Origin of the sequence: Neorhizobium alkalisoli, from assembly GCF_002968635.1 — a bacterium.
Taxonomy (GTDB): domain Bacteria; phylum Pseudomonadota; class Alphaproteobacteria; order Rhizobiales; family Rhizobiaceae; genus Neorhizobium; species Neorhizobium alkalisoli.
The window spans coordinates 242362-259346 of record NZ_PVBN01000006.1; the positions used below are offsets into that span (position 1 = coordinate 242362).

Annotated in this window: 16 protein-coding genes; 6 read left to right on the forward strand and 10 right to left on the reverse strand. The window is 61.5% G+C overall.

What is annotated here, in order from left to right; genetic code table 11:
- Nucleotides 1–49: 49 nt before the first annotated feature.
- Nucleotides 50–1096, forward strand: coding sequence for a MerR family transcriptional regulator (locus C5L13_RS15450; RefSeq protein WP_245571281.1), 1047 nt, complete (start codon nucleotides 50–52; stop codon nucleotides 1094–1096).
- Here the strand turns inward: C5L13_RS15450 and C5L13_RS15455 are convergent.
- Nucleotides 1053–1709: a TetR/AcrR family transcriptional regulator gene (locus C5L13_RS15455; RefSeq protein WP_105384172.1), complete on the reverse strand. Its 657-nt coding sequence runs from the start codon at nucleotides 1707–1709 to the stop codon at nucleotides 1053–1055. The genes C5L13_RS15450 and C5L13_RS15455 overlap by 44 nt on opposite strands.
- 135 nt (nucleotides 1710–1844) lie before the next feature.
- On the opposite strand from C5L13_RS15455, the gene C5L13_RS15460 reads away from it, so the two are divergent.
- A complete protein-coding gene (locus C5L13_RS15460; protein WP_105384173.1) occupies nucleotides 1845–2444 on the forward strand; it encodes a hypothetical protein in 600 nt (199 codons plus the stop codon).
- Nucleotides 2445–2526: 82 nt separating this feature from the next.
- Here C5L13_RS15460 and C5L13_RS15465 read toward each other — a convergent pair whose 3' ends face one another.
- A complete protein-coding gene (locus C5L13_RS15465; RefSeq protein WP_105384174.1) occupies nucleotides 2527–3114 on the reverse strand; it encodes an ATP-dependent Clp protease proteolytic subunit in 588 nt (195 codons plus the stop codon).
- Nucleotides 3115–3324: 210 nt separating this feature from the next.
- Between C5L13_RS15465 and C5L13_RS15470 the strand changes: the two genes are divergently transcribed.
- Entirely contained in the window at nucleotides 3325–3897 is a 573-nt protein-coding gene (locus tag C5L13_RS15470; RefSeq protein WP_105384175.1) for a HupE/UreJ family protein, read from the forward strand.
- 97 nt (nucleotides 3898–3994) lie between these two features.
- Nucleotides 3995–4807 (forward strand): DUF2076 domain-containing protein, encoded by an 813-nt coding sequence (locus C5L13_RS15475; RefSeq protein WP_105384176.1) that lies wholly within the window; start codon nucleotides 3995–3997, stop codon nucleotides 4805–4807.
- Nucleotides 4808–4909: 102 nt separating this feature from the next.
- Here C5L13_RS15475 and queF read toward each other — a convergent pair whose 3' ends face one another.
- The 5 genes from queF to C5L13_RS15500 all read right to left on the reverse strand — a co-directional run bounded on the left by queF (nucleotide 4910) and on the right by C5L13_RS15500 (nucleotide 10000).
- Nucleotides 4910–5374 (reverse strand): preQ(1) synthase, encoded by a 465-nt coding sequence (gene queF / locus C5L13_RS15480; protein WP_105384177.1) that lies wholly within the window; start codon nucleotides 5372–5374, stop codon nucleotides 4910–4912.
- The gene (locus C5L13_RS15485; protein ID WP_407070431.1) at nucleotides 5371–6285 is read right to left on the reverse strand and encodes a cation diffusion facilitator family transporter; all 915 of its coding nucleotides are present in this window, start codon (nucleotides 6283–6285) and stop codon (nucleotides 5371–5373) included. The genes queF and C5L13_RS15485 overlap by 4 nt, the downstream gene beginning before the upstream one ends.
- A gap of 156 nt (nucleotides 6286–6441) precedes the next feature.
- Nucleotides 6442–7257 carry a signal peptidase I gene (gene lepB, locus C5L13_RS15490; protein WP_158693455.1) on the reverse strand — a complete coding sequence of 272 codons (816 nt, stop codon included), beginning with the start codon at nucleotides 7255–7257 and terminating at the stop codon, nucleotides 6442–6444.
- 51 nt (nucleotides 7258–7308) lie between these two features.
- Nucleotides 7309–7806 carry a GNAT family N-acetyltransferase gene (locus C5L13_RS15495; RefSeq protein WP_105384179.1) on the reverse strand — a complete coding sequence of 166 codons (498 nt, stop codon included), beginning with the start codon at nucleotides 7804–7806 and terminating at the stop codon, nucleotides 7309–7311.
- A 4-nt stretch (nucleotides 7807–7810) separates the two neighbouring features.
- Nucleotides 7811–10000: an anthranilate synthase gene (locus C5L13_RS15500; RefSeq protein WP_105384180.1), complete on the reverse strand. Its 2190-nt coding sequence runs from the start codon at nucleotides 9998–10000 to the stop codon at nucleotides 7811–7813.
- A 341-nt stretch (nucleotides 10001–10341) separates the two neighbouring features.
- Between C5L13_RS15500 and C5L13_RS15505 the strand changes: the two genes are divergently transcribed.
- On the forward strand, nucleotides 10342–11523 hold the full coding sequence (locus C5L13_RS15505) for an extensin family protein (protein ID WP_105384181.1): 1182 nt from the start codon (nucleotides 10342–10344) through the stop codon (nucleotides 11521–11523).
- A 44-nt stretch (nucleotides 11524–11567) separates the two neighbouring features.
- Here C5L13_RS15505 and C5L13_RS15510 read toward each other — a convergent pair whose 3' ends face one another.
- The 3 genes from C5L13_RS15510 to C5L13_RS15520 all read right to left on the reverse strand — a co-directional run bounded on the left by C5L13_RS15510 (nucleotide 11568) and on the right by C5L13_RS15520 (nucleotide 16132).
- Entirely contained in the window at nucleotides 11568–11882 is a 315-nt protein-coding gene (locus C5L13_RS15510; RefSeq protein ID WP_105384182.1) for a hypothetical protein, read from the reverse strand.
- A 148-nt stretch (nucleotides 11883–12030) separates the two neighbouring features.
- On the reverse strand, nucleotides 12031–13710 hold the full coding sequence (locus tag C5L13_RS15515; protein ID WP_105384183.1) for a formate--tetrahydrofolate ligase: 1680 nt from the start codon (nucleotides 13708–13710) through the stop codon (nucleotides 12031–12033).
- 175 nt (nucleotides 13711–13885) lie between these two features.
- Nucleotides 13886–16132 (reverse strand): TonB-dependent hemoglobin/transferrin/lactoferrin family receptor, encoded by a 2247-nt coding sequence (locus tag C5L13_RS15520; RefSeq protein ID WP_105384184.1) that lies wholly within the window; start codon nucleotides 16130–16132, stop codon nucleotides 13886–13888.
- 287 nt (nucleotides 16133–16419) lie between these two features.
- On the opposite strand from C5L13_RS15520, the gene C5L13_RS15525 reads away from it, so the two are divergent.
- On the forward strand, nucleotides 16420–16941 hold the full coding sequence (locus tag C5L13_RS15525; RefSeq protein WP_105384185.1) for a TIGR00645 family protein: 522 nt from the start codon (nucleotides 16420–16422) through the stop codon (nucleotides 16939–16941).
- Nucleotides 16942–16985 lie beyond the last annotated feature (44 nt).

The window sequence follows — 16985 nt, forward strand, 5'->3', positions numbered from 1 at the left end:
GGGGCCGCCCCGATAGAGGTGCGGTCCACAACCGGCGAGGTGATTCTTGATGACATCCGCACAATATCTGAGCCCCTCCGAGGCCTCCGAACGGCTCGGGATATCCCAGAAGGCGCTCCGACTCTATGAACAGCGCGGGCTTGTCACGCCCGTCCGCACGACGGCAGGCTGGCGCACCTATGGTCCCGTCGAGATGACCCGCGTCGCCGAAATTGCGGCCTTGAGAGCCCTGGGCCTCAGCCTTGCACAGGTGGCCCGCGTCCTGAAAGGCGAACCGCAGGATCTGGAGCCCGTGCTCGCAGCACACCAAGCGAGGCTGCAGATCGAGGCGCGCCGCGTCACCGAGACGATCGAGCGGGTGCGGACCCTCAGAACCGAGCTTGCCGATGGTCGCCTGCCGGGAACCGAAAGCCTGATGCGGCTGGCGCAGCCGGCGCGTGATCCCGTCGTGACCTTCGACCTGCCCTGGCCCTGGGGCGGTGAACGGTTCGAGCTGCGCGATATCAAGCGTCTCAATTACATCATAGGTCCGCTCGGCAGCGGCAAGACCAGACTTGCCAGGGAGATTGCGTTGCACCTGCCCGGTGCGGTCTTTCTCGGGCTGGACCGGAGCGATGACGATGCTTCCGACCTGCACCGCCGGCTTGCCGCCGACGTGGGCTTGAAAACTCGTGTCGATCTGGCGCTCGCCTGGCTCGCCGATGAGGGGGCCGCGCCCTCCCCCGACCTTGCCGTTCTTCTCGCCGCACTGGAAACAGATGCCCATGATGTTCTGGTGATCGATATGATCGAACAGGGGCTCGATCGGGCAACCCAGGAAGCACTCATCGCCTATCTGCGTTATCGGGCGCCTGCCCAAAGGCCGCTCTTCATGCTGACCCGTTCGTCGGCGATCCTCGACCTCGCGCTTGTCGGACCCGACGAGACCATCCTGTTCTGCCCCGCCAACCACAGCCCACCGACGAAAGTCGCTCCCTATCCGGGCGCTCCGGGTTACGAAGCGGTCGCTACTTGCCTCGCCCCTCCGGAGGTGCGCGCCCGTACCGAAGGCGTCATCGCCTGGCGTCCGGCGGCGATGCGCGAAGCCCCTCGATAAACAGATCGAGAGCCCGGCGCATTGCGTCTTCCGGCGTGCGGGAAACCTTCCATTCCGGAAAATGCCCGTCGATATACATCCGCGCCAACCCATAGGCGAAGGCCCGCGCCGAAAGCATGACGTCGTCGGTATCGAGCGACGCTTTCATCCGCCCGTCGTCCTTGGCCCGCCCAACGATATCCTCAAGCCGTTGCCGCAATGCCTCGTTCACCGCCACCAGCGTTTCCGAGCCGTGAAAATCGATCAGCGTCCGCGAACTGATGATCTGGAAATGCGTCGGGTTCAGTCGGGCCCAGTCGAGATAACCTATTCCCACAGCACGTAGCTGCTCCATCGGATCGTCTTCAGCCAGCGTCGACAACGCCTGCTCTACCGATCCAGCAAGGCGATGGATCGCCTGCTCGGCCACAGCCGTCAGCAATGCACCCTTGCTGCTGAAGTGACGAAACGGAGCGCCCGGCGAAACGCCCGCCTTTTTCGCGACCTCGCGCACCGAAAGATTGTCGACGCCCTTTTCCTCCACGATCGCGATGGCCGCGGCGATCAGCGCTTCGACCAGATTTCCGTGGTGGTAGGTTTCTCGGGTGGTCTTGGTGTCTTCGGTCTTCGGCATCGCGCTCTTCAAACTGCATCGTCCTCACGCACCCTTAGCACGGCATCACTTTCACGTAATCACTGATTACATCACTTGCGGTCCGGGACAAGCGATGTAATCAATGATTACATGATCGACCTTGGAGGCTCCCCCATGACATTGAACGGCTGGCGACTGATTGCATTGGTCGCGTCTATAATTCTTCTGCTGCTCGCCGCGGCCGCCGGCTGGACAGCCGGTACCGCGGAAGCGGCGCGGATGGTCATCCGCTGGACCGCGCGCCTCTCCCTCATCCTGTTCCTTATGGCCTTCACCGCCTCGGCAATGGTGAGGCTGGCGCCAGGCGCATACACCATCTGGCAGCGTCGCAATCGGCGTTATCTAGGGCTTTCCTTTGCCCTCTCGCATTTCGTGCATCTCGGTGCGATCCTGACCCTGGCATCCGTCGATCCGGACCTGTTCTGGAAACTGACCAATCTCGTCACGATCCTGGCCGGAGGCCTCGCCTACGTCTTCATCGCCGCTATGGCTGCAAGCTCGTTCGACCGGATCGCGGCGGCCATGGGCGGCAGGCTCTGGCGGGGCGTCCACCGCTTCGGCGCCTGGTATATCTATATTTCCTTCATCTTCACCTTTGGAAAACGCGCCGTCATGGACGCCGCCTATCTTCCCGCCATGGTGCTCATCGCGGCAGCGCTGTTCGTCAGGCTGCTCGCCTATGTCCAGACCAGCCGGAGCCGCGTTACGGGTTAGTGACGAGGCCTGCCCAGGGGCAGATAAGAAAAAAGCCCCGCCGGCTTCTGCCAGCGGGGCTTTTTTTTCTCAATTCGGTCGATCAGATTTCGCCCTGGGAGGTGACGATCTTCGAAGCCAGGCCGTAAGCGACGGCCTCTTCGGCGCCGAGCCAGTAGTCGCGATCGATATCCTTGGCGATCTTGTCTTCCGGCTGGCCGGTGGCCTTGGAGAAGATCTTGATCAGGCGTTCGTTCATCTTGATGATTTCGCGAGCCTGGATTTCGATGTCGGAGGCCATGCCGCGCGTGCCGCCGGACGGTTGGTGCAGCAGGAAGCGGGTGTTCGGCAGAGCGATGCGGCGCTCCTTGGGAGCGGCGACATAGATCAGCGCGCCAGCCGAGGCCACCCAGCCGGTGCCGATCATCCAGACCTTCGGCTTGATGAACTTGATCATGTCGTGGATCGAATCGCCGGATTCGACGTGACCGCCGGGCGAATTCACGTAGATGCGGATGTCGTCGTCGCCGGCCGCGGAGAGCGCCACGAGCTGCGTGCAGACTTTCTGTGCCAGTTCTTGCGTGATCGGCCCGTAGATGAAGATCGAACGCGACTTGAAAAGATTCGCCTCCGTTTCCTTGCCGAGCGGCAGTTCCTTCGTCTTGTCGTCGTTGTCGTCTTCGTCGTTCATTACGGTCTCCTGAATGGATTCTGATATCGGACATAATGCGTTCGCGGCCGTAAAACAATGGAGACGAAGTCTAAGAAGCAACCTTCCCCGGACTAAGGTGAATGACGTAGGCGGCATTCCGTCCGATCGGCGAATGGCAATGGACAGTGCGCAACCGCTTGCCTATCCTCCGATATCATTTCGCACGATCACGATTTCGAGGGGACCCGAATGCTGAAACGCCTTTTGCTCGCAACCGCCGTTCTTGCCGCTTTTACCGCCCCGGCATTTGCCCATCTTGATCCGACGGAACACGGCTCCTTTTTCGCCGGCGTGTCACACCCGCTTTTCGGTCTCGATCATATCCTGGCCATGGTGGCGGTCGGTCTTTGGGCCGCACAGATGGGAGGCAAAGCTCTCTGGACCGTACCCGCAGCATTCGTCGGCACCATGGCGCTCGGCTTCCTCGCCGCCCTGAACGGGCTCGCTCTTCCCTTCGTCGAACCGGCGATCCTCGCCTCGGTGATCGGCCTTGGCCTTCTGGTCTCGATGGCCGTGAAAGTCCCTGCGTCGGCGTCTGCGGTCGTCGTTGCCGTCTTCGCGCTTTTCCACGGTTTTGCCCATGGCGGCGAACTCGGTTCGGCAGGAGCCGTCCGGTTCGCTCTCGGCTTCCTCATCGCCACCGGCCTGCTGCATGGCGCCGGTATTGTTCTCGGCCTTGGCATCATCAGGCTTGCGCCCGCCGCCACCCGCATTGCCGGCGCCGTCACCGCGCTGCTCGGCCTGTCGCTGGCCTTCGGCTGAGCCCCGCATTACCGAGATTTAAGGAAGCATCGGCTTTAAACGTCCGATACGGAACCTAACTCCTTGTGAGAAATGTTTGCTCGCAAGGAGTAAGATCATGTCACCGGAAGAACGCCAGATTCTGACCTCCCTGTTCGATCGCGTCCGAACGGCATCCTCGACGCCGAGGGATAGCGACGCCGAGGTCTTCATCGAGCAGGCGAGCCGCGAACAGCCCTATGCCACTTACTATCTGGCCCAGGCGGTAGTGGTTCAGGAAAAGGGGTTGGAAGCGGCGGCCAACCGCATCAAGGAACTTGAGGAACACGTCCATCAGCTGGAGGCTGGCGAAAGCGAACACCACCGCGCCGAACAGGGCGGCGGCTTCCTGAGCTCCATTTTCGGCTCCAGCCAGCCTCAGCAGCCCGGCCCAGCCCCCTCCTCCGGCCCTTGGAACACCGCCCCTCGTCAGACCTACCGCGCGAACCGCGACGGTGACGACGGCTATCGGGCCGCGCCCTCCCAGCACGCGTTCCCCGGCCCATGGGCGGCGCAGCAAGCCTCCGCGCCCTCTGCCGGTGGCAGTTTCCTGCGCGGCGCTCTCGGCACCGCCGCGGGTGTGGCGGGCGGCGTGCTGCTTGCCAATTCGCTGTCCGGAATTTTTGGCCACCACATGTCGTCGCTTGGCTGGGGATCCCCTTTTGACGGAGCCAACCCTTTTGGCAATGCTCCGGCGGAAGAAACCACCGTCAACAACTACTTCGGCGACGACGCCATTCGGGAAGCTTCGGACAGCCGAGGGGGAGCCGGCGCCGCCGACAATTCGAACGACGCGCTTCAGCAGGCCGACTACGGCAATGACGACTTTGCCGACGACCAGCCGGACTTCGACAACAGCGACCTCGGCGACGACAGTTCGATGGACGTGTAAGCGGAGCAAGCCGCCCGTATCCGGCGCCTCACTTCAGCTCGGCGCGTTCGTCACTGCAATCGGTTCACTGGATCGATTGCTGCGGCTTCGCCGGACCACTCCTCACCCACGTCCCCGGTAGGTCGGCACGCCCTGCTCCGGCAGCCAGACTCCTGCCGGCGCCTCGCCGGTCTGCCAGAAGACGTCGATCGGGATGCCGCCTCGCGGATACCAGTAGGCGCCGATCCTCAGCCATTTCGGCTGCAGGAGGTCGATGATCCGCTTGGCGATATAGACCGAGCAGTCCTCGTGGAAAGCGCCATGGTTGCGGAAGGAATGCAGGAAGAGTTTCAGCGACTTCGACTCGACCAGGAAGCCATCGGGGATATAGTCGATGACGATATGGGCGAAATCCGGCTGGCCGGTCATCGGGCAGAGCGAGGTGAATTCCGGCGCCGTAAACCGCACCACATAGTCCGTCCCCTGATTGCTGTTCGGCACCTTTTCAAGGACTGCAGCCTCCGGGCTCTGGGGGGTGCCGACATTGGCTCCAAGCTGCGAAAGCCCGCTTACATCCGTCATCGTCATTTGCCTGTTCCTTCGATCTCTACTTTCTGTCCATGGGCGCGCTCGCCTTCGGGCTCCACATGGATTGCCAATGTGGCGCCCGGAATAGTCTCTTTGATCGCATCTTCCAAGCGGTCGCATATGTCATGTGCCTCGCCGACGCTCATTCCCGCCGGCACGACCAGATGGAAATCGATGAAGGCCACCGCCCCTGCCCGGCGCGATTTCAGATCATGCACGCCGAGCGCACCGTCCGAATGAGCGGTAATCGCTTCGCGCACCGCCGCCTCCTCATCCGGTTCGAGCGCCCGATCCATCAACCCGCCGAGCGAATTGGAAATCACCTTGTAGCCCTGCCAGAGAATATTGAAGGCGACGAAGATGGCGAGCAGCGGGTCGAGGATCGGGTAGCCGGTCAAGACCGCAAGGACGAGGCCGACGAGGACACCGGCCGAGGTCACCACATCCGACATGATGTGCTGACCGTCCGCGGTCATGGCCGGCGAGCGATGAGCCTTACCGGTGCGGATCAAGGTGGTTGCCCAAAACGCGTTGATGATGCCGGCAAAGCCATTGATCGCAAGGCCGAGCACCGGCGCATCCAGGAGATCAGGCTCAAAAAGCCCGCGCCAGGCCTCCTGTATGATCAAGAGCGCGGCCACCACGATCAGCACGCCTTCGATGACCGCCGAGATGTATTCGGCCTTGTGATGTCCGAACTGATGATCGTGATCGGCGGGACGCTGGGCGTAGCGGATGACGAAATAGGCGATGAAGGCGGCCACGACATTGACGGTCGATTCCAGCCCGTCCGAAAGCAGCGCGACGGAGCCCGTCACCCACCAGGCCAGCATCTTCAGCCCCATCACGACCAGCGAAACCGGAATGCCCCAGAAGGCCAGCCGCTCGACGATCCTGTTGTCCCTCGCCACTATCTTCGTCCTCATGCGCATGCGAATGATTTGCAGGAGCCAGGCCCCAAAACGGCGAAACCGCCGGCGCGACATTCGTCGCTCGGCGGTTTCGGTTGGCGGTGCATATGACTCAGGTGGAGGCGTTTGTCAAAAGGCCGCCAAATCGAGCTTCATCTATTCGAACACCGTTCCAACCCGTTCGACTTCCCCTGATACGAAAATCATTACAATACGACCGGAAACACTCTCTGCCGGGATGAACCCATCTTCACCGATAGCATCCGGGAAGCGGCTGTCCGCCGAGTTGTGGCGATTGTCCCCCAGGACGAAATAATGTCCTTGGGGCACGTGAAAGGGGCCTGCCTCATCCGCCGCCACCGGCCGGTTTGCGGTACTCAAGCCGATCTCATATTGCCGCCCCTCAGGCGTGGTTTCCTTGAATATCTCCACCTCGTTTCCAAACAGGTCTTTGAAGTCCTTCCCGGACGCAGCCTGGGGCATGCTTTGCCCGTTGACCAATACCTTGCCTTGACGCAGCTCAACCACGTCACCCGGCAGACCAACCAACCTTTTCACATAAAGCTCGGGCTTGTCCGAGACGTTGGTGCGTGTGTTGAATACAATGATATCGCCGCGCTTGGGTGCGATGTCGCCGTAGGGTTTACGAACAATCAGTTCCCGCTCCCTCAGAGTCGGCTCCATCGAGCTCGAAGGCTGAAGAAAAATTCGAAGGCCGCAAAGATCTCGCCGGAAGCCCTCGCCATTACATTCGTCCGGAGCCACGGCCGCCAGTCCGGTTGCCGCTCTGTCTACTCGTTGAGAGATCTTTTCCGGATCAGTTTCCCAAAGACCGGCTTGTGCCGACAGCAAGGGATAAGCCGGTCGCACGAATTCGCTGAACTTGCGGGCTCTGTCGGAACCGTCGTCCGCCACCGAATATCCAGAAAACAATGCCCCCAGCGCGACCGCGAGTAGCTGCCAAAACCTCATCGCCCACGCCATTTGATGTCGCGGGTAATGTAGGGGAGAGATCTGGCATGGCTACCCGAAAATCACCGCCATCTGAATTGCATCGATAAACCGCCCGTCGATCTTCACCGCGTCGCGGGCCACGCCTTCATGGACGAAACCCACCTTCTCGTAGAGCGCGGTCGCCCGCATGTTGTCCGCATGCACATGCAGTTCGACGCGATGGAAATTGCTTTCCCTGGCAAGATCCAGCGCCGCCGTGATCAACCGCCTGCCGAGTCCATTGTCGCGATAGCCGGGAATGATGCCCATGCCGAGCGCGCCGCAATGGGCATGCGTCTCCCGGGCATTGCGGCGGATGTCGCACCAGCCGACCACTTTGCCGTCTACGATGGCGACGACTTGCGGATGGCCGCCTTCGATCATGTCCTGCACGAAGGACCTTACGCTTTCGAGCGGTGGTGCCTCCAGGAATGTCAGGTATTTGCGCTCGCGGGACACGGTATCGAGAGCCTCGTGAAAGCTCTCGATATGGTCCTCGCGGATGCGTTCGATCGCGATGGCTTCCATCACCTCACGCCGCCTTGGTCTCGCGCTTGCGCGAAAGATGCGCCACCACGTTCTCGATCATCCGCATGCCGGCATCGCCGCCGAGCGTCATGATCGATTCGGGGTGGAACTGCACCGCAGCCACCGGCTCCTTGACATGCTCGATCCCCATGATCGTGCCGTCCTCGCTTTCGGCGGTGATCATGAAGTTCGGATCCAGCGTCTTGGGGTCGGCGAAGATCGAGTGGTAACGGCCAACCGTCACCTCGCGGGCGAGGCCCGAGAAGACGATGCCGGGTTCCAGCACGCGGATGCGCGAGGGCTTGCCGTGCATCGGAACCGCCAGATGCCTGAGCTCCCCGCCATAGGCTTCGGCGAGCGCCTGCAGTCCGAGGCAGACGCCGAAGATCGGCAGGTTCTTTGCCCGCGCCGTCTTGATCGTTGCCTTGCAGTCGAAATCCTTCGGATTGCCAGGTCCCGGCGACAACACCACGAGGTCCGGATCGAAGCGGTCGAACACTTCCTCCGGCACCGGCGTACGCACGGTCGAGACTTCCGCACCCGTCTGGCGGAAATAGTTGGCGAGCGTATGGACGAAGCTGTCCTCGTGGTCGACCAGCAGGATCTTCACGCCTTGCCCGACGCGTGCCACGTCACGGCCGACCTTTGCGGCGTTGCCGGCCCTTGCATCACGGATTGCGGTCAGCATCGCGGAAGCCTTCAGTTCGGTTTCAGCCTCTTCCTCGTTCGGATCGCTGTCGTTGAGCAGCGTCGCCCCCGCCCGCACTTCCGCAATGCCGTCCTTCACGCGAATGGTTCTGAGCGTCAGCCCGGTATTCATGTCGCCGTTGAAGCCGACCATGCCGATCGCCCCGCCATACCAGGCGCGCGGGCTCTTCTCATGGTTCTCGATGAAGCGCATGGCCCACAGTTTCGGCGCGCCGGTGACGGTCACGGCCCAGGCGTGGGAGAGGAATCCGTCGAAGGCGTCCATGTCTTCCCTGAGACGCCCCTCGATATGGTCCACCGTGTGGATCAGCCGCGAATACATCTCGATCTGGCGGCGGCCGATCACCTTCACCGAACCGGGCTCGCAGACCCTGGATTTGTCGTTACGATCCACGTCCGAGCACATGGTGAGCTCGGATTCGTCCTTCTTGGAGTTCAGGAGCTTGAGGATCTGTTCGCTATCGGAGATCGCATCCTCGCCGCGCTTGATCGTACCCGAAATCGGGCAGGTCTCGATGCGGCGGCCGGACACACGCACGAACATTTCCGGCGATGCGCCGATCAGATATTCCTGATGGCCGAGATTGATGAAGAAGGAATAGGGCGACGGGTTGATCGCCTTCAGCCGGTTGGAAATCTCCGAAGGCTTCGAGTCGCAACGCTCCATGAACTTCTGGCCGGGCACCACCTCGAACAGGTCGCCGCGGCGAAAACTTTCCTTCGCCTTGGTGACGAGGTCGGCATATTCGCCGGGCTTGTGATCGCCCTTCGGCGGGATCGTGTCGGTGCGCTTGAATGGATCGGGCGCGATCTCGACCGATTTGCCTTCGGTGGTCACGCCGTCCCTGGCAAAGTCGTAGCGATCGATCCAGGCCTTGGCGGCATGGTGGTCGACGACGAGGATTTCGTCCGGCAGGAACAGCACCATGTCGCGCTGGTCTTCCGGGCGGGCCATGGAGAGCTTGATCGCATCGAACTGGAAGGCGAGGTCGTAGCCGAAGGCGCCGAACAGGCCGATCGCCGAATCAGCCTCGGAATAAAAGAGGTCGACCACGGCGCGAAGCACGGTGAACACCGTCGGCATCTTGGAACGCTCTTCCTCGGTGAAGACGCGGGACGGTTCGTTGACGGTGAGATCCAGCCGCCGAGCCGTCTGGTCACCGAACGTCAGGTCGGCGACCGTCTTCAACTTGTCGGCGACGAAGCCGAGCAGCACTTCGCCGCGGCCGTTATAGGCCTCGATCCAGACCTTGCGACCGTTGCAGGAGAATCCGAGCGGCGGGTCGGCGATCGCCGTGTCCCAGCGGGTATAGCGACCCGGATATTCGTAGTTGGAGGAAAAGACCGCGCCGCGCCGTTCGTCGAGCCTGTCGACATAGGAGGAAATCGCGGTCGCATAATCCGCCGCCCTCCGCTGCCGGCTGACGGTTACTCCGCCCCGCGTCTCGTAGGTCTCCGAACCGTCGTCCCGAATGATCGTTACCATTTATCCTGCCTCTCCGATCTGCATCTTGCTTCGTGGCAATTCCGGATGGAAAACCGCTTTGCGCTTTTTCCGAAACTGCTCGATGCCCGGATCCCCTTATGCGGCCAACAAAAAAGCCGCCTCGGTTCTCGGGCGGCTTGTCGTCGTCTTGTCGATGGACATGACTGGTCAAGGCCGCGCGAAGCGTGCCCACCACCAGTTGCCAATGTTCATCGAAATCGTCATGGGCGGAATTGTTAGCGTGGGTCGCGATTGTGCGCAAGCGAATTTCTTGGGCCGGCAATGCGACCAAAACAGGAGGATCGGCGTTATCATCCTCCGGAATTCAAGAAGGATACGGCATGAAGTATTCATGGATCGCAGTTCTGGCAGGCCTGCCCCTGATCATGGGCGCCGGATTGCCGCTCGATCGACCAATACCGCGGTCGCAGCCGGCCGATGTGCTGGAAGTGAGCTTCCTCGATCGTCTCTTCCAGGAGGGCACGCCCAAACGTGCGTCCTCGGCTCAACGCCGGGGGTCTTCGTCGCGCGGACGCAACACGATACCGAAACCACCGGCACTGACCAGCATCCCCGTGCCGATACCGAAGCCCGCCCTGAACTCGACGGCACAAGCCGAGAGCGTGCCGGAGGTGCCTCAGCAGACCGGCAGCGCCGCCAGCAAACCACCTGTTTCGGAAACCCCGCCACCCGTGGCACAGAACCAGGCAAACCAACGCCCGGACAACCCGCCGGCCACCGCGCCCGCGGCGGAACCGCCTGTCGTCGAGCAGCCCGGCACCGCCACCAAACCTCCATACGAAGCCGAAGTCCCAAAGCCTCTCGCAAAACCTGAAAGCGTCGAGCCTGCGACGCCGGACGAGAAAAATGCGGCAAAACCGGAAGAGGCCAAGCCGGACGGCAAGGAAAGCGAGGAGGACAAGGCCGAGACGCCGCCACCTCCCCCGCCTCCGCCGCTCGTCAAGGAGAATCCGGAAGAGCTGCAAGCCTGCCTTGCCGAACTCACCGGTCTTGGCACCAAGTTCGAACCCATCAGTCCTATCGATGACGGCAATGGTTGCGGCATCGAACATCCGATCAAAGTCGCGGAAGTGTTGCCGGGCGTCGAGCTCGGTGGCGCGGTCATGCGCTGCAAGACGGCAGTCGCCATGGCCCACTGGCTGAAGGATACGACCCAGCCGGCGATGAACATCGCCATGCCGGGGCGAAAGATCACCGGCATCGTGCCGGGCTCCACCTATGCCTGCCGCCTGAGGAACGGCGCCTCGACCGGTAAGATTTCAGAGCACGCCCGCGGCAACGGCATCGACGTCGCCGCCTTCAAGCTGGACAACGGCGAGACGATGGAAATGAAACCGCGCGAAGACGATTCGACGCTCGAAGGGGCGTTTCAGCGCACCGCCACCGCCGGCGCCTGCCTGCACTTCACCACCGTCCTGTCACCAGGCAGCGACGCCGCCCATCAGAACCACCTGCATCTCGACGTGATGGAACGGGAAAACGGCTACCGGTATTGCCGGTAGCTATGCCGGCAACCGCCACCGCCCGGTCGCGAAGCGGGCTCTGTTCAGAAGTCCCCGGATTGCGTCACCGTGAACGAGGATCCGCCGAAGAAATCGCCGCTCGACGACAGCCGTCCCGGCGTCGGGCTCAAGTCCAACGGCGGGTAGCAGACCTCCACGATCCTCGACCGGTCCCATTCGGTGACCCTCAGAAGACTGCATTCCTGGATATTGCGGCGGACATAGGTCGTTCTCACCACCCGCGGGCGCTCGCGATATCCGCCGGCGAGATCGGCAGCGTAAGCGGTCTGCTGGCCCAACGAGGTCGCAGCCATGGTCAGAAGAACGAAAACTGGAAGCTTTGCGGATGCGATCGACATGGGGCTTTCTCCATACGGGATGAACTGGAACGGCCTTTGCCCGCCGATCCTGCGCCGCATCAATTCGCAATTCAAGTTTCGGTTCCCTGAATGCTATCCCGTATCCTGATATCGCCGCGTTCGCTTTGCCCGAACCTGCCCGAAGAACTCAGAACAGCCCCTCGACGAACCCCGCCTCGTTGAGGAAAATCCGCTCCGCCGACGGTATCTTCGGAAGCCCCGGCATGGTCATGATTTCGCCGGTGATCGCCACGACGAAGCCGGCACCGGCAGACAGGCGCACCTCGCGCACGTCCACCACATGCCCCTCCGGCGCACCGCGCAGATTGGGATCGGTCGAGAAGGAATATTGCGTCTTCGCCATGCAGATCGGCAGGTCGCCGTAGCCCTGCGCTTCCCAAGCCTTGAGCTGGTCGCGCACCCCCTTGTCGGCGGTCACTTCGCCGGCGTGATAGATCTTCGAGGCAATGATCTCGATCTTTTCCATCAGCGGCAGGTTGTCGGGATAAAGCGGCTGGAATTTCGCCTGCCCGCCTTCGGCAAGCTCGACCACCTTCTGCGCCAGTTCCTCGATGCCGGCAGACCCCTCCGCCCAATGCCGGCAGACAATGGCGTCCGCCCCATGCCGCGCCACGTAGTCCTTTACCGCCGCCACTTCGGCATCCGTATCCGAGGTGAAGTGATTGATCGCAACCACCACCGGCACGCCGAATTTTCGCACATTGGCGATGTGTCGCCCGAGGTTGGAACAGCCCCGCTTGAGCGCCTCCACGTTCTCGACCGCAAGCTCCTCCTTCTTGATGCCGCCGTTCATCTTGAGCGCCCGGACGGTGGCAACGATCACCGCCGCATCCGGCATCAGCCCGGCCTTGCGGCATTTGATGTCGAAGAACTTTTCCGCACCGAGATCGGCCCCGAAGCCAGCCTCCGTCACCACATAGTCGCCGAGCTTGAGCGCCGTCTTGGTGGCGATCACCGAATTGCAGCCATGGGCGATATTGGCGAAAGGCCCGCCATGCACGAAGGCCGGATTGTTTTCGAGCGTCTGCACCAGGTTCGGCTGCATTGCGTCCTTCAGGAGCACGGTCATCGCCTTGTCCGCCTTGAGATCGCGGGCAAAGACCGGCGACCGGTCGAAGCGGTAGCCGATCACGATATTGCCGAGGCGCTTTTCGAGATCTTCGAGATCGGCGGCGAGGCAGAGGATCGCCATGACCTCCGAAGCCACGGTAATGTCGAACCCGCTCTCGCGCGGAAAGCCGTTGGCGACGCCGCCGAGCGAGGCGATCACCTGCCTGAGCGCCCGGTCGTTCATGTCCATCACCCGCCGCCAGGCGATCCGGCGCACGTCTATATTCTCGGCGTTGCCCCAGTAGATATGGTTGTCGATCATCGCGGAAAGCAGATTGTGCGCCGAAGTGATCGCGTGGAAATCGCCCGTGAAATGCAGGTTGATGTCCTCCATCGGCACGACCTGCGCATAACCGCCTCCGGCAGCCCCGCCCTTGGTGCCGAAACAGGGACCGAGCGAGGGTTCGCGAACGCAGATCACCGCTTTTTTGCCGATCCGGTTGAGACCGTCGCCCAAGCCGACGGTCGTCGTGGTCTTGCCCTCGCCTGCAGGCGTCGGATTGATCGCGGTTACCAGGATGAGCTTGCCGTCCTTCCGCTTCGAAAGGGAACTGATGAAGTCGGCACTCAGCTTGGCCTTGTCGGAGCCATAGGGCGCCAAGGCGCCGGCCGGGATCGCCAGCCCCGCTCCGATATCCGAAATGGGCCTCTTCTTCGCGGCACGCGCGATCTCGATGTCCGACTTGACGGCTGCCATGCCACTCTCCCCGTTCCCCACGGCTCGCACCGGCCGCTTACCTATGAATAGCCAAGGAAAAGCAATGTGGGAATGGCAGCGCCGCTGCGGCGCGGGCCGCTCCGCAGAAAAAATAGAAAGAGCGGCGCCTCCATCGCGCCGCCCCTCAAGGCGTCCCACCGCCCCTTTTGGTGCTTCAGAACCGCTGCGTCAGCGAGATTTTGAATGTCCGGCCGGGCTCCGAATAAAATTCGCGGGACTGCAGGGCGCCGTTCTGCCTGACCGTCGCGTAGTCGTAATAGGTGCGGTCGAATACGTTGTAGATGCCCGCGTTGATCTTCAGACCCTTTACCTGTTCCGGCTCCCACCAGGCTGTGAGGTCGAAAATGCCGTAGCCTGGGGTCTTGAAATAGGTCCCGCCGAGTCCGTCGTCGTTGAAGGATGACTGAACCCCGATCACGTCGAGGCCGACGCCCCAGGTTTCCGTATCATATCCCACGCTTGCGACCGCCTTGAGAGGAGGGACCGACCGCAGGAAAGTGTGCCGGTCGAGGTCGTTGCCCCGAGCAAAGGCAAGCCCGCCGCCGATCCGGAATCCGTTGTCGAAGCTTTTGTGAACGCTGGCCTCTATGCCGAAGATCTCTGCACGAGAGATGTTCTGGTACCCGGAGACTCCAAACGGGAAGTCGGCGGGGTCGTAGCCTGCTGCAATCGTTTCGGCGGCGGTGAAGCCGCGGGTGTCGATGAAGTTCTTGTAACGGTTGTAGAACAGGTTGATGCGTCCGCCGAAGGCCTCATCACCCAAATTGGCGCCAAGTTCGAAACCATTGCTGGTTTCGGATTCGAGATTCGGATTGCCGAGGCGCAGATAGGTCCCGGGTCCTCCGAAGACACTATAGAGTTCGCCAGCGGTCGGAGCGCGAAAGCCCATCGCCCACTGTGCGAAAAGCTCGACATCCTTGTTCACTTCGTAACCGATGCGCAGCTTCGGAGACAGCGCCCAGTCTTCGAAACCGTCCGGCAGTGCGGGGTTGCTGGCGTTGTTGTCATACGCCGAAGTCATCTTCGGAGCATGGCGAACCCAGTCGAAGCGGATCCCTGGGGTCAGCGTGAAAGCGGAGTTCTCAAAACTGATCTCGTCGTCGAGATAGAAGCCGATGCGGCTCGTCTCCACCTTCGGCGTGTCGGCCTGGTTCGTATGCAGGTTGGCGCAGGCGGCGAAGCCTGGCGGGTAGACGCCGGGGCTGATCTCGGCCGGGCAATTGTCGTAGCCGGACGAGTATTGTTCCGAGGTTATGCGTGCCAGATCGAAGCCGAAGGTGAGCCGGTGACCGAGAGCACCCGCATCGATGTTCTTTTCCAGCGCGCCGATCAGACCAAAGCTGTCCTGCTCATAGTCGTTGCGGCGACCGATCGGTCCAATGACCGAGGTCGAGCGGACCCCGTCATAGCCGTCCACGGTCTTCTGGTTCATGTAGTAGAGCGAGGCCCAGGCGCTGTCGATCGGACTGTCGTCGCTCTGGGACTGGTATCTGTAGTCCAGGGAAATACGATCGCGGTCCGTGTCCTTGATCGTCGTGTAATCGCCCGCCCGGTAATTCCCTGCCGCCGTCTGCGTGGTGCGCTGATCAGTCTCGCGGTCCCGGCGGAAGCGCTCTGCGGTCAACCCGAAGGTGTGCCCTCCGTCGAATTCATGCCGCAGCTTGAAGAGCAGGTTATATTGATCATAGTCCGACGGATTGGCTTCAGTACGTGCAGTGCTTAGCGCATCGATGTCGCCGTTCGTCTTGCGCTCCTGGCCCTTCCTGTATCCGCCCTGGAAAAGGATCGAGCTGTTTTCGATTTTCTTCGCGACCCCGACCGAGCCGAAGCCGCTCGTGTCAGCGCTGTCATAGCCGGTCCGCGCGATACCGCCCCAATCTCGGCCCTCACTGATGAGGTCTTCCGGCTCTAGCGTCCTGAGGCCCAGAACACCGCCAAGCGCTCCCGGACCGGCTCGGCTGGAATCGGCACCACGCACGACGTCGACCCCCGAAAGCGAACCGAAGTCGAAAGCATCGACGCCGCCGGTCGCATTACGCGTGACGTCATCGATGAACGGCGTCGGAATGCCGTCGACCGTCGTCAGCACGCGGTTTCCTTCGAGGCCGCGGATGTTGATCGCACCTGTGGTGCGGTTGAAATTCACCCCGGGTTCCGCCACCCGGCCGAGATCCTCGACGTTGGTGATCTGCTTGTTTTCGATCTGCTCCTGCGTGGTCTCGGTCGCCAGAGGCGTGTCGGCCACGCCGCCCGGTTGCGCAATCCTTTTGCCCTTGAGCGTAATCGGTCGCAGGGTGGTATCCGGCTGCGCAGCCTCTTGCGCCCCAGCGCCCGGGCCAAAGGAAACCACCGCAAGCGCGGTGCAGGTGAGCAGGATCGATCGCATCTGGCGGCGGGCCATAACAGTCCTTTCACAAGGGCGCACGGAACCCCTCGGCGCGCAGTTGCGCACCGGCAACCGGCGGCCCTTTTCAAATCTGGCTAAAATGTGGCGGGAGGCAGAAATATTGCCTTATTCATGCCATTAGAAAACATGACTCTATTTGTCAATTATTAAAATATGACTGCAATAATCATATTTTTGAGAACACCGGGCAAGTTGTAGAAAAGCAACATCTCTGCCAGTCTTGCGAGCCTCGCCCCTGGCGGGTAAATGAGGCACGGCTTCAAGAACTACGGAACGATCGCATGAAATCGCTGGAACGCCTGGTCGAATGGATCATTTTGTCGAGCCGCTGGATCCTCGTGGCGTTCTATATCGGCATGGTCATAGCGCTCGCCGTTTACGCCCTCTCCTTCGCGATGAAACTTCTGAAAGTCGCCAAGAACGTCTTTACGTTGAGCGATGCAGACATGATCCTGGCGATGCTCGGCCTGATCGATGCGGCGCTCGTCGCAAGCCTCATGGTCATGGTGATGATCTCCGGCTACGAGAATTTCGTCAGCCGCTTTGAAGATGCCGATGCGGACATCTCTTTCCTCGGCAAGCTCGATGCCGGCAGCCTGAAGATCAAGGTCGCCTCCTCCATCGTGGCGATCTCCTCGATCCATCTGCTGCAGATCTTCCTCAACGCCCACCAGTACGATAACTGGAAGCTGATGTGGTACACGCTCATCCACATCGCCTTCGTCATTTCGGCAGTGATGCTCGGCTGGCTCGAGCGCATCATGTCGAAGACCAAGGCCGGCAAGGACGAAGAAAGGATCTGAGGCTTCGCCGACCTGCGTCCGGTCAGGGTAGATCCAGCGAACCG